Raw genomic sequence first — 12,504 nt, 5'->3', positions numbered from 1 at the left:
GTATCGTGCCCTCAATGCAGGTTCGGCTGCGGACCCTTGCCGCCTTCGTCGATCGCAAAGCCGCGCTCGAAGCGGTCGAGACGCAGAAGGCGGCTGACATCGTGGCTCTCGCCCTTGGCAATCAGATGCGCAAAGCAGAAGCCCGAGGCCGGCGTCGCTTTGAAGCCGCCATAATTCCAGCCGCAGTTCAGATAAAGATTTTCGATGGGCGTGCGATCGATGATCGGCGAGCCGTCCATGCTCATATCCATGACGCCGCCCCAGGTGCGCAGCACACGGACACGCGACAGACCGGGGATGAGTGACACCCCCTCCTCCATCGTATGCTCGACGGTCGCAAGATTGCCGCGCTGCGCATAGGAGCTGTAGTAGTCGATATCGGCGCCGAAGACCAAGCCGCCCTTGTCGGACTGCGAGATATAGAAGTGTCCCGCACCATAGGTGATGACATTGTCGATAACAGGCTTCAGCCCCTCGGAAACGAAAGCCTGAAGTACATGCGTTTCGATCGGCAGTTCCAGATCAGCCATCTTGCCAAGGATAGATGTATGGCCGGCGGCCGCAAGCGCCAGCTTGTTGCAGCCGATAAAGCCGCGATTGGTCTCGACGCCGGTGACGATGCCGTTTTCGCGGCGGATGCCGATCACCTCGCATTGCTGGATGAGATCGACGCCGCGGCTGTCGGCGCCACGCGCATAACCCCAGGCGACCGCATCGTGCCGCGCCGTGCCGCCGCGTCGCTGCAGGAGGCCGCCGAGGATCGGGAAGCGCGCATGATCGAAATTCAGATAGGGCATCATCCGGCGGACCTGCTCGCGGTTGAGTAGTTCCGCATCGACGCCATGCATGCGCATGGCGTTGCCACGCCGGGCATAGGCATCGCGCTGGCCATCGGAATGGAACAGATTGATGATGCCGCGCTGGGACACCATGGCATTGTAGTTGAAGTCCTGCTCAAGCCCTTCCCAGAGCTTCATCGAGAATTCATAGAAAGGCTCGTTGCCGGGCAACAGATAGTTGGAGCGGATAATCGTCGTGTTACGCCCGACATTGCCGGAGCCGATATAGCTCTTTTCCAGCACTGCGACGTTGGTAATGCCGAATTCCTTGGCGAGGTAATAGGCCGTTGCCAGCCCATGCCCGCCGCCGCCGACGATAATGACGTCATAATGCGGCTTCGGCTCCGGCGTCCGCCACACTGGCTGCCAATGGCGATTGCCGGAAAATGCCTGTTTTAGAAGCTGATATGCCGAATAACGCATGCCTTCATCCCGATACTACCCGGCGGCACATTCGCATATGCAATAAAAACGACAAGTCCCGAAAGAGCGAAAAAGCTTCGCAAACAGAACATGATCTTTTCCGAATGCGCAGCGACAAACAGCATTTGCTCTCGGAAGATTCCATCGCCGACCTGCCGAAAACCCATTCGCTCAGAAAGCCGGACGGAGCCTTGTTGCTAAACTCTCGCCCACGCGTTAAGGCGAAAAAAGCTAGGGCATCGGAAGTCTGAACTTCGCAATCGCAACTTCCTATATATAATGTCCGGAGAGTTCAGGCGCGGACAGCGCGCGGAAGACGACGATGCACATGCTTGCAACATTCGAAAAGGCGGCCCTCGAAGCAGGAAAGGCCATTCTGGAGGTCTATCGTGCCGGCTATTCGGTTGCCTTGAAGCCGGACATGAGCCCCGTGACGCTTGCCGACGAACGCGCCGAAAGCATCATTCTCAGACACCTCGAAAGCGATTTTCCCCATATCCCCGCCATTGCCGAAGAGCAGGTTTCAGCCGGCAAGATTCCTGATGTGCGCGGCCGCGCCTTCTTTCTCGTCGACCCGCTCGATGGCACCCGGGAATTCATCGAACATCGTGACGAATTCACCGTCAATATCGCCTATGTCGAGAACGGCGTTCCCCTCATCGGCATCGTCTATGCACCGGCGCTCGGCGTCGCCTTTACCGGTGAGCCTGGCAGAGCCCGCAAGCTGATCGTCGACGAGCAATTTTCCATAGCCGACCGCCAGACCATCGCCGTGCGCGAACCGCCGGCCAAGCTGACGGCGCTTGCCAGCCGCTGCAACAGCAACGCCAAGACAGAAGGTTTCCTCACCGACAATGCGGTTTCCGGCTGCACGTCGATCGGTTCGTCGCTGAAATTCTGTCTGCTCGCAGAGGGCAAGGCCGATGTCTATCCACGCTTCGGCCGGACCATGGAATGGGATACGGCAGCCGGCGATGCCGTGTTGCGGGCAGCCGGCGGCAAGACGGTCACGATCGAGGGCAGCCTTCTGACCTATGGCAAGACTGACCAGAGCGAGGATGCCGATTTCGCCAATCCGCACTTCATCTGCTGGGGCGGACAAAAGCACAGCGTCTTGGCGTAAGTTTATTTTTGCAAATAAAAACAACTCCTGCGCCTGCTTTCGAGCCGGAGAGCAGTAGGTCGGCTGCCGAGGTTTTGCCCAAAAGCGTAAGTTTTCACTGACGAAAAATCATAGAATGAATGCGATTTTCCCTGAAATAACAGGGACTTTCAGGCATTTTTCTCAGGCAAAACCTACGCAAATCACCTCTCCGCCACATTGATTAAAATTATTAGCAAAGTCTTACCATGTGCTTAGGCAATTTTTAAATGTGGCAAGCTAGAGTGCCACACGTGGTCTTGAGTGTGTGTAGAGAGTCCAATGACCGAAATGATACGTCCCCGAGTGAAGTATGTCATCGGCCCCGATGGCAGCCCGCTAACGATAGCAGACCTTCCGCCGCCGAATACGCGCCGCTGGGTTATTCGTCGTAAGGCAGAGGTTGTCGCCGCCGTGCGTGGTGGTTTGCTCAGCTTGGAAGAAGCCTGCGAACGTTATACGTTGACCGTCGAAGAGTTCCTCTCCTGGCAGTCGTCCATCAATACCCATGGCCTCGCTGGGCTCCGGACGACCCGCATACAGCAGTATCGCCACTGACAGCAGCGACAGCACCGCCTTTATTCCATTTGTGTTCGGGCCTCTTTTATCACGAAAGAGGCCCGAAACATTTGAAGCAGCAGCTCGAAGCGAGACGCCACACTCCGACGACATTTCAAAGGACGGACTTACTGGCGCAAGTCCAGGGCGTTCTCAGCGCCCAGCCATCTACCAGTAAAGGCTTGGCGGGTCCGTATTTCTGGCACCAGCTTAAACGGAGACGATCCGTTAACGATCTCGATGGTTGGCAGACGCCGGAGCACATGCAATCCTCCTTGCATCAGACGCAACAAGGAAGAAAAATCATGGATATCCGCAACGAAAACAAAGCATCCGGCGGCCGTTATGTCGCGACGGTCGAAGGCCATGAGGCGGAGATGACCTTTTCCCGCACTTCTCCCAAGCTGATCATTATCGATCACACCGGCGTGCCGGACTCTCTACGTGGTAAGGGGGTTGGCCAGGCACTTTCGCTTCACGCCGTCGAAGAGGCACGCCGTGGCGGCTGGAAAATCATCCCGCTCTGCCCCTTCTTCAAGGCTCAGGCGCAGCGCCACGACGACTGGCATGACGTCGTCAATCTCTGACGCGTAAGCAATAATCCGTCCGCTCGGTCGGATTGCTCCCCAAAAGGCAAAAGCTGCGCATGGCCGGCCCCGACACGGCCAGTCATGCGCAGCCTTCAGTATCGCCGCGATACCCGCGCTTTCCTAAAATGACCTCCATCGCAACACTGCAACGTTTGATCCGAAGGAGCGAGGGAACTGCGATCTCAGGCGCGTGCCCGCGCCGGACCCGAACCATCACGCTCTTCGAGCGCTGCGGCCTTGGCATATTCGGCCTGCATTTCCTCAAGCGAATTTTCCAGCGCCTCTTCCTGAACCTGCAGCTCGCGGATCGACACCTGCAAATTGTCCGCACGCTGGCGGGCAGCCTTTGCAAAGGTCGGGTAGGCAAAGTGGCTCGGATCGGAAATGCCGGACTTCTTCTCCTCGACGACGATCTGGCTTTCCAGCTCCTTCGTCATGCGGTCAAACTCCGCCATCATCATCTGCAGCTGCTGCAGCTGACGGCGTTTTTCGTTCACCTGAAACTCTTTCAGGCGAACAAGGCTCTCACGTGACTTCATACGCATTACTCCCGTGATGCGAGACCCCGGCTCTCGATATTCCCGTTCGCCGAACCGCTTTGAGACGGCTTGGTTAAAAAAATTTCCAGCGATCTTAATAAAAGCCTACCGCTGGTAACCTTTCGTTTACGGGCATCGTTAATGATAGGCGTAATGATTTAAGGCTCGGTAAATGGTGTGGTCGGAATTCGGCATATCGGCATTGGCGAGTCGGATGAATCACTTGGCGTTGGTTGTTAATGCAATACTTTAGGAGTCGATTTTACTGATTGTCTTTGGAAAACAGTGGAATGGAAAAATTATTTAATAAATTCGATACGACTTGCCAGAGTGAATCAGAATTTGTTAACCATTACATGGCAGCTTCCAAATCAAGCAGTGATTTGATCGGTATCGCGTTAAGGGGCTGACGACCTTTCGGCGGCGGTAAAGGGGACAATTATGCGGGTTCTACTCATTGAAGACGATAGCGCGACAGCGCAGAGCATCGAGCTGATGCTCAAATCCGAAAGTTTCAACGTCTATACCACCGATCTCGGTGAGGAAGGCGTGGATCTCGGAAAGCTCTACGACTACGACATCATCCTTCTCGATCTTAACCTTCCCGACATGTCTGGCTACGAAGTGCTGCGCACGCTGCGCCTTTCGAAGGTCAAGACCCCGATCCTCATCCTCTCCGGCATGGCCGGCATCGAGGACAAGGTTCGCGGCCTCGGCTTCGGCGCCGACGACTACATGACCAAGCCTTTCCACAAGGATGAGCTGGTCGCCCGCATTCATGCCATCGTGCGCCGTTCCAAGGGCCATGCCCAGTCGGTGATCATGACCGGCGAACTGATCGTCAACCTCGACGCCAAGACCGTCGAAGTCGGCGGCCAGCGCGTGCATCTGACCGGCAAGGAATATCAGATGCTGGAACTGCTCTCGCTGCGCAAGGGTACGACGCTCACCAAGGAAATGTTCCTCAACCATCTCTATGGCGGCATGGACGAGCCGGAACTGAAGATCATCGACGTCTTCATCTGCAAGCTCCGCAAGAAGCTCGCAAACGCCGCCGGCGGTGCCAACTATATCGAAACGGTCTGGGGCCGCGGCTATGTGCTGCGCGAGCCCGACAGCAGCGATTTCGCCGAAAGCGCCTAAGCCGCCTCCCGCCTTTACCGCCGACACACAGAAATCCCGTCTTTCGAGGCGGGATTTTTTGTTGGCGTCAACGCAGCGCCAAATTAATAGCCGCCTCGAAGGGCGGCCATCCTTGTTTCGATGTCTTCCGCTGAAATCAGGCGGCAGCGGCACGATTGCCGAAGATGGCCGTAAGAATTTTGCGATCGAAGGGCTTTAGCAGAAAATCCGTCGCGCCCGCGCGCTTGCCGGCCATCAGCTTGCGGAGATCAGCCTCGATGACGCAGTAATAGATCTTCACGTCCTTACCATTGGGCATGGCTCTGATGCTGGCGATGAGCTCAAGCGCCCCTTCCATGCCGGCATCAACGATCAGATAATCAGGCATTTCGGCCTGGCAACGCATGAGTGCTTCACGCGAATCTCCGGCCTCGCTCACGAGAAAATCCAGTTCGGACAGGATTCGTTTGCCGACCTTGCGTACGACATCCGATGTATCCGTTATCATGAACCGCTGCATGTGTGAGCTCCCTGGCATCAGCCGCCATCATCGATATCGGCTTCAAATTGAAACGATAGGAGCAGCAAGCTAAGGATTCGTTACCGCTACATTATCAATTGAGCGGACAACCCCAAGATTGCACAGAATTTTCGATACACGAAAAGATAAGCCCGCAGCCGATGACCGACTGCGGGCGAAAACATCGATGGATCGACTCGCTTATTCCGCGGCTTGGGCAGCCATGGTCGCTACGAAGGTTAACTCCTCCGGCGTAGCATTGTAGGAGAGCTCCATGCCACTCTCATCGGCGAGCAGCACCGTGTAATAGGGCTGGATCGAGTGAGCGTCGATGGCTTCCTCCAGCGTGCCGGAGCAAATCTCGGCGAACTTCGGCGGTATGCGCATCAGCCGGCCCTTGGCGGTGATCGTGAATTTTGCCTCGAATTCGGGATTTTCGAGTGTTACCTCGATATTGCCGCCACGTGGAATGGCACCATAGGCAACAAGGAAGAGATTGAGCAGCAGCTTCACGCGGTTCTTGGCAATGATCGCGCGCGGACCGAGCCAGTTGACCTCGGTCTTTTTCTCCGCAGCGGCGAAATCCTTGGCGGCCCGCTCCGCTTCACCGGTATCGATTGATGCGCCGACCGAACCGGAGGCGCCGAAGGCCAGACGCGCGAATTTCAGCCGGACGGACGCGTTGAGCGCACTGGTGCGGATCAAATCCATCGCGTCGGCGTCGGCACCACCCTCGTCGAGCAGCTCCAGGCCATTATTGATCGCCCCCACCGGCGAGATCACGTCATGGCAGACGCGGCTGCACAGCAGCGCGGCCAGATCCGGTCCGGTCAGAGTGAGATTGGGATTTTTCGACATTCATTGTCTCCTGAATGCTGACAGGGCAAAGCGAATAGGTCCGGTTTGCCACGGTAAGGTTGCTCGAGGGTTTCGCAGCCAGTGTACCGCGCGCCATAATGACACCATATTTGGTAAACCGATTATTAAGACCATCGACGCAAAATGCATTCATCACCATCAGACTTTTTCGCACGCGATTCGGCCTGCGATAGTTGGGCGGAATGGTCTGAAAATGGGGGCGCGCCATGCGTGGCGCATTCTGACGAATGCGTTGCCTATTCGCCCCTGTTGCACCGACATGATGAACGGAAGACTTCCATGCGCTATGAATTCCTGAAGAGAATACCAAGCTTCGGCACTAGAACGCTCGGTCTCGGCCTGATTCTGGCCATTGTCGCATTAGTGAGTTTCGCATTGCCGGTCCGTCAGGCCGCTGCCGCGCCGACTAATCAATATTCGGCCCAGGAAATCGTCGATGCCGGCCACTCCTTTTTCGGCTCCACCAGCGGCGGTCTTGCCAAGGTGGTCGAGCGTGCCTTCCAGCAATATGGCCTGCCGAATGGCTACATCCTCGGCCAGGAAGGCTCCGGCGCGTTCCTGGCAGGCCTGACCTATGGCGAAGGCCAGCTCAACACCAAGAATGCCGGCGAGCATCCGCTCTACTGGCAGGGACCATCGCTCGGCTTCGACTATGGCGGCCAGGGTACCCGCGTCATGATGCTGGTCTACGATCTGCCGAGCATCGACAGCGTCTATACGCGCTTCGGCGGCGTCAGCGGCCAGGCCTTCGTGGTTGCCGGCTTTGGCATGACGGTCCTGAAAAACAACAATATCGTGCTCGTTCCGATCCGCACGGGGCTTGGCGCCCGCCTCGGCATCAATATGGGCTATCTGAAGGTCACGCCGAACCCAACCTGGAATCCCTTCTGAAGCTATCTTTCGATACGATCTCCCAAGCAGCACAGCCTCGGCCCGCCTCATTTGCGGGCCTTTTCTTTCCATAAATCGGGCTTTGCGCCGATAAACCATATCCGCGTTAAACGCTTGCCCGCATGGCTAACCCATGATTAATCATTTTATAGACCTCGAACATAACTCCAGGATACTGGCTGCGTCGTGATTCAATTTGCTCTCTTGTTCGGATTGGGCTTTCTGACGGCCGCTCTATTGGTCTTTCTCATCGCGCCGGCAATCCATCGTCGTATCGTCTGGTTCACCGAGAAGCGCCTGAAGGCGACCATGCCCTTGAGCCCGCAGGAAGTGCGCGCGCAGAAGGATATGGCACGCGCGCTCTTTGCGGCTGAAAACGCGCGGACGGAACATGCTTTGACGCAGGAACGCGACAAGACCGTTGCGCTGCAGATCCACAACGGCAAGCTTCAGCAGGAAGCAAGCCGTCTTTCTGCTGCAAGCGCGGAGCTGCAGACACGCATCGACGACCTGGAGGTGGAAGCAGGCGAACTGCGCTCGCGCCTGCGTCACGAAGAGAGCTATATCAGCCAGCTGAAGTCGAGCATCCATGCCGCCGAGCAGGCCAGCGCCGAGAAAGAGGCAGACATCGACAGCTTGCGCAAACGGATGACGAAAATGGGTGCCGATGCCGATAATCTCAGGATCGATCTGGCAGCCCGCGAAACCGAAATCGAGAGCCTGAAGCTGCGCATCAATACATTACGCGACGAACGCGATACACTGCGCCAGGAGCTGAACACGGCAAACCTGCGCGCTGCGGATGCCGAACAATCGCTGCGTCAGGAAAGTGACAAGAACAAGCGGCTCGAAGAACGGCTCAATCGGGAGATCGCCGGCAATGCCGACAAGGAAACCGCGATCGAACGTCACGCCCAGGATGTCCTCCGCCTCAGGGAACGGCTGGAGGGGGCCATCAACGAATCAAAGGAAGCCGGCAAGGCGCTGCGCGCCGCCGGCCTCAGGCCGCCGAAGAGAACGGCAAAAACGCCGAAACTCGCCGCCGCATCGATAATCGGAGGTAACGCCGATGAGCAGGGCGCCATAAGCGAGCCGCCGCAGGTAATAGAACCGGAACGAACTGTGGAACACGAAATCGCTCAGATGACAGAAGAGGTTCGCAACCGAGCAGCCGCCCTGTCGGACCGTCTGCTGAAAGCCCGCACGCCGGCCCATGACGATGCCATGCGCGAAGAAATCGCCAAGATTGCCGCCAACATGGTCGCCCTGACGGCGCTCAAGGAAGGTGATGGTTCGCCGATCTTCGATCTGCTGCCGAAGGATCGGGAGCTCGCTGAACCCGGCGCCCGCATCAGCCTCGCCGACCGCGTCGCCGCCATACTGCCGAAGCACTCCTGAGCGCCAGGACGGGCTCGCTTAGATGCGCCCGTTCTTTGCGGCCATCTCGAAAAGAGCGATACCGCTCGCCGTCGCGACATTGAGGCTATCCAATCCGGGAACCTGCGGAATCCGCACGCTGCCGAAGGCGGAAAGAATGCTTTCGGGCAAACCATCCCCTTCCGTGCCCACCACGAGCGCCATGCGCTCAGAAGCAGGAACATCGCGAATATCCAAGGAGCCGCGCGGCGACAGGCTCCAGATCGCAAAACCACGCGCGGTGAGCGCCGCAAGCAATTCGGCCGCGCTTAGCTGCCGGCGATAAGGCACGGTCAGGATCGAGCCGACCGAAACCCGCAAGGCCTTGCGATAGAGCGGATCGCAGCAGCTTTCATCCAGCAGCACCGCAGCCGCGCCGAAGGCTGCGGCATTGCGGAACATCGAGCCTATATTGTCATGATTGGAAATGCCGCAGCCGATGAGCACGAGCGCTTGCTTCGGAAGGCCGTCGAGAAGGCCGCTCATCCCTTCTTCAGCTATTCTACGCCCCAATGCCAGAACGCCGCGATGGAGATGGAAGCCGACAATGCCGTCAAGCACCTCGGCTTCGGCGACATAGATCGGGACATCCGATGAGAAGGTATCGATGATGTCGCTCAAGCCGGCCACGCGGTTCTTAAGCAGTAGCACTTTCTCAGCAAGGAACTCGCCAGCTGCAGCATGCACGCCGGCAAGAAGCCGCAGCACGACGGTTCCTTCGGCTATGAAGCGGCTCTCTCGACCTGTCAGATCGCGTTCGCGGATATTGCGAAATTCGGCGATACGCGGATCGTCGGGATGCGTAATCTCGATGAGCCGCGTCATCGTCAGACCGTCAGTTGGACAGCGATATGGTCGCCACGATGCGGCCGATACCGTAGTCGAAGACTATGGCCTGACGCTGGCCGCCGGCAAGCGTGCCATAGAACAGCACCTGATTGCCCGACAGCGCCGTGGACTGCACCGTAAAGCCCGCGGGCAGTAACGCCGTCACCGCAACCGGGGCATCGGACGGGATGCCGGACGCCGCCTGCCCCACGGGCTTGGCCGCCGGCTTCATCGTCTTGTAGACAACGGCGCCGAAGACGGCCATAAGGCTCACCACCATGACGGCCGCGGAGACGATCTGCAGGCGGATCATCTTGCGTCGGACTTTCTCCAGGGCCGGATCGAGGGGCTTTTCCTCTTGATCGTCTGGCTCGAGATTCGTCATCGATGCGTCCTTGCTTCCAGTAGAGCGCTTCGTGCGCCGGAGAATATGTTTGAGCGATCCCTTTAAAGAAGCCGCGGACAATAGAAAAGTCCTAACCGCCGATGAAAATGCCGAAGGACGGCTGGATTCATGGCTCACAGCCGAGATCGGCGAGGAATTTTCCCGCAGCCGCGTGCAAGGACTCATCAAGGACGGCGCCGTTACGCTCAAGGGCGCAGCGGTAACAGACGCCAAGCGCAAGGTGCGCCCCGGCGACGTCTACGAGATCACGCTGCCCGACCCGGAAGATCCGACACCGCAGGGCGAGGATATTCCGCTCGACGTGCTTTACGAGGACGACGATGTCATCGTCATCTCTAAGCCGGCCGGGCTGGTTGTCCATCCCGCCGCCGGCAATTGGACGGGAACCCTGGTCAACGCCCTGATCCATCATTGCGGCAACAGCCTTTCCGGCATTGGCGGAGTCCGCCGCCCGGGGATCGTCCATCGGCTGGACAAGGATACGACAGGCGTCATGGTCGTCGCCAAAAACGACGTGGCCCACCGGCATCTCTCTTTACAATTTGCCGATCACGGCCGCACGACTTCGCTCGAGCGTGCCTATCAGGCAATCGTCTGGGGGCGCCCCCGCCAGCTCGTCGGCACCATCGATGCACCCCTGGGGCGGTCGAGCAGCGACCGCACGCGCCGTGCCGTCAAACGCCCGGATTCGCAGGATGCCGACGAGGCGATCACCCATTACGAGGTGCTGGAGCGCTTTCACGAGACCCCGGACGCGACCGCGCTTGCCTCCCTGATCGAGTGCCATCTGGAAACCGGCCGAACGCACCAGATCCGCGTGCATATGGCCCATATCGGTCACCCGCTGCTCGGCGACGCCGTTTACGGTGGCGGCTTCAAGACCAAGGCCAATCTCCTGCCGGAAGCCGCAAAACAGGCCGTCCATCGCTTCACGCGCCAGGCGCTCCACGCCTACATGCTGCAGTTTGAGCATCCTCGTACCGGCGAAGTCATGCGTTTCGAGGCGCCTTTGCCTGAGGATATGGAAGAACTGGCGGCGGCGCTCAGGGAATAGGCGCCGAACATCACAATAACTGGACGACCGGCACCTCCTGCCCTATAATATCGCGTATGAAGGACCGATGTCCGAGCTCCTGTGCTGGCCGAAAACGCGACCGCGTTTGGGAGGCCGGTGTAGTCACGCTACATGGCACCGGACAATTCGGGAGGATAATCCCAAGGGCGATATTCCGGCGAGACCTGCGGTCACGCCGAGATAACACTTGCGTGACCGCATCCTTGAATCACCGTTTCGCCGTACTTATCTTTACATTGGTTAAGTGCGGGGTCGCAGGACCCGTACGCCTTGGTCCGCTTCGCAGAAGGCGCGCAAAATACGCCCCCAGAAGGAACCAAATCTCGAATAGGAGGGTGCAAGATCATGGCCCGTAATACCTTACCGTCTATTGCCGCCGGGGAAGCCGGCCTCAATCGTTATCTCGACGAGATACGCAAGTTCCCGATGCTGGAGCCGCAGGAAGAGTATATGCTCGCCAAGCGCTATGCGGAACATGCAGACCGTCAGGCTGCGCATAAGCTCGTCACCAGCCATCTGCGTCTCGTGGCGAAGATCGCCATGGGCTATCGCGGCTATGGCCTGCCGATCGGCGAAGTCGTATCGGAAGGCAATGTCGGCCTGATGCAGGCCGTGAAGAAGTTCGACCCGGAACGCGGTTTCCGTTTAGCAACATATGCCATGTGGTGGATCAAGGCCTCGATCCAGGAATACATCCTGCGCTCGTGGTCGCTCGTGAAGATGGGCACGACGGCTAACCAGAAACGCCTGTTCTTCAACCTGCGCCGCCTGAAGGGCCGTATCCAGGCCATCGATGACGGCGATTTGAAGCCGGAGCATGTTACCGAGATCGCCACCAAGCTGAACGTCTCGGAAGAAGAGGTCGTTTCGATGAACCGCCGCCTCTCCGGCGACGCTTCGCTGAATGCGCCGATCAAGGCTTCCGAAGGCGATTCCGGCCAGTGGCAGGATTGGCTTGTCGATGACCACGACAGCCAGGAAGACGTGCTGATTGAACAGGACGAGCTCGATACCCGCCGCCGCATGCTGGCGCGCGCCATGAGCGTCCTGAACGACCGCGAACGCCGCATCTTCGAGGCACGCCGTCTCGCCGAGGAGCCGGTGACGCTGGAAGACCTGTCGACCGAGTTCGACATCAGCCGCGAACGCGTGCGCCAGATCGAGGTCCGCGCCTTCGAGAAGGTACAGGAAGCCGTCCAGAAGGACGCGCTCGAGCGCGCCAAAGCTCTGCGCGTTGTCGAAGCGACCGCCTAGCATTTCCTGCTTGGCAGGCTTAA

Annotated in this window: 14 protein-coding genes; 8 read left to right on the top strand and 6 right to left on the bottom strand. The window is 58.3% G+C overall.

Annotated features, from left to right (window positions below; all coding sequences use genetic code 11):
* Nucleotides 1-11 precede the first annotated feature (11 nt).
* Nucleotides 12-1,262, bottom strand: a complete 1,251-nt coding sequence (locus ACYJRZ_RS00880) for a sarcosine oxidase subunit beta family protein (protein WP_459455179.1) — start codon at nucleotides 1,260-1,262, stop codon at nucleotides 12-14.
* 328 nt (nucleotides 1,263-1,590) lie between these two features.
* Here ACYJRZ_RS00880 and cysQ point away from each other — a divergent pair, with 328 nt between their 5' ends.
* The 3 genes from cysQ (at nucleotide 1,591) to ACYJRZ_RS00865 (ending at nucleotide 3,548) form a co-directional block, all read left to right on the top strand.
* Nucleotides 1,591-2,385, top strand: coding sequence for a 3'(2'),5'-bisphosphate nucleotidase CysQ (cysQ, locus tag ACYJRZ_RS00875; protein ID WP_459456890.1), 795 nt, complete (start codon nucleotides 1,591-1,593; stop codon nucleotides 2,383-2,385).
* Between the two features lie 300 nt (nucleotides 2,386-2,685).
* Nucleotides 2,686-2,961: a CtrA inhibitor SciP gene (gene sciP / locus ACYJRZ_RS00870; RefSeq protein WP_004107124.1), complete on the top strand. Its 276-nt coding sequence runs from the start codon at nucleotides 2,686-2,688 to the stop codon at nucleotides 2,959-2,961.
* Nucleotides 2,962-3,266: 305 nt separating this feature from the next.
* On the top strand, nucleotides 3,267-3,548 hold the full coding sequence (locus ACYJRZ_RS00865) for a GNAT family N-acetyltransferase (RefSeq protein ID WP_459455176.1): 282 nt from the start codon (nucleotides 3,267-3,269) through the stop codon (nucleotides 3,546-3,548).
* Between the two features lie 185 nt (nucleotides 3,549-3,733).
* Here ACYJRZ_RS00865 and ACYJRZ_RS00860 read toward each other — a convergent pair whose 3' ends face one another.
* On the bottom strand, nucleotides 3,734-4,090 hold the full coding sequence (locus tag ACYJRZ_RS00860) for a flagellar export protein FliJ (RefSeq protein ID WP_075851407.1): 357 nt from the start codon (nucleotides 4,088-4,090) through the stop codon (nucleotides 3,734-3,736).
* A gap of 441 nt (nucleotides 4,091-4,531) precedes the next feature.
* Between ACYJRZ_RS00860 and ctrA the strand changes: the two genes are divergently transcribed.
* Nucleotides 4,532-5,233: a response regulator transcription factor CtrA gene (gene ctrA / locus ACYJRZ_RS00855; RefSeq protein ID WP_069611718.1), complete on the top strand. Its 702-nt coding sequence runs from the start codon at nucleotides 4,532-4,534 to the stop codon at nucleotides 5,231-5,233.
* Nucleotides 5,234-5,369: 136 nt separating this feature from the next.
* Here the strand turns inward: ctrA and ACYJRZ_RS00850 are convergent, their stop codons facing one another.
* Together ACYJRZ_RS00850 and chpT are read right to left on the bottom strand one after the other, a co-directional pair.
* Nucleotides 5,370-5,732 carry a response regulator gene (locus ACYJRZ_RS00850; RefSeq protein ID WP_459455173.1) on the bottom strand — a complete coding sequence of 121 codons (363 nt, stop codon included), beginning with the start codon at nucleotides 5,730-5,732 and terminating at the stop codon, nucleotides 5,370-5,372.
* A gap of 201 nt (nucleotides 5,733-5,933) precedes the next feature.
* On the bottom strand, nucleotides 5,934-6,590 hold the full coding sequence (gene chpT, locus ACYJRZ_RS00845; protein WP_459455171.1) for a histidine phosphotransferase ChpT: 657 nt from the start codon (nucleotides 6,588-6,590) through the stop codon (nucleotides 5,934-5,936).
* A 300-nt stretch (nucleotides 6,591-6,890) separates the two neighbouring features.
* Between chpT and ACYJRZ_RS00840 the strand changes: the two genes are divergently transcribed.
* Complete coding sequence (locus ACYJRZ_RS00840) at nucleotides 6,891-7,502, top strand: DUF1134 domain-containing protein (protein ID WP_459455169.1); 612 nt, start codon at nucleotides 6,891-6,893, stop codon at nucleotides 7,500-7,502.
* Nucleotides 7,503-7,688: 186 nt separating this feature from the next.
* On the top strand, nucleotides 7,689-8,900 hold the full coding sequence (locus ACYJRZ_RS00835; RefSeq protein WP_459455167.1) for a hypothetical protein: 1,212 nt from the start codon (nucleotides 7,689-7,691) through the stop codon (nucleotides 8,898-8,900).
* An 18-nt stretch (nucleotides 8,901-8,918) separates the two neighbouring features.
* Here the strand turns inward: ACYJRZ_RS00835 and ACYJRZ_RS00830 are convergent, their stop codons facing one another.
* Nucleotides 8,919-9,743: a TrmH family RNA methyltransferase gene (locus ACYJRZ_RS00830; protein ID WP_459455165.1), complete on the bottom strand. Its 825-nt coding sequence runs from the start codon at nucleotides 9,741-9,743 to the stop codon at nucleotides 8,919-8,921.
* A gap of 10 nt (nucleotides 9,744-9,753) precedes the next feature.
* Nucleotides 9,754-10,131 (bottom strand): hypothetical protein, encoded by a 378-nt coding sequence (locus ACYJRZ_RS00825; RefSeq protein WP_113330260.1) that lies wholly within the window; start codon nucleotides 10,129-10,131, stop codon nucleotides 9,754-9,756.
* Between the two features lie 49 nt (nucleotides 10,132-10,180).
* Here ACYJRZ_RS00825 and ACYJRZ_RS00820 point away from each other — a divergent pair, with 49 nt between their 5' ends.
* Nucleotides 10,181-11,206: an RluA family pseudouridine synthase gene (locus ACYJRZ_RS00820; RefSeq protein WP_459455163.1), complete on the top strand. Its 1,026-nt coding sequence runs from the start codon at nucleotides 10,181-10,183 to the stop codon at nucleotides 11,204-11,206.
* Between the two features lie 366 nt (nucleotides 11,207-11,572).
* Entirely contained in the window at nucleotides 11,573-12,481 is a 909-nt protein-coding gene (gene rpoH, locus ACYJRZ_RS00815) for an RNA polymerase sigma factor RpoH (protein WP_459455161.1), read from the top strand.
* Nucleotides 12,482-12,504: the final 23 nt, after the last annotated feature.

This window comes from Rhizobium sp. No.120, from assembly GCF_054558365.1.
The sequence above is the reverse complement of the archived record's forward strand: the minus strand, read 5'-3'. Positions and strand labels throughout refer to the sequence as shown.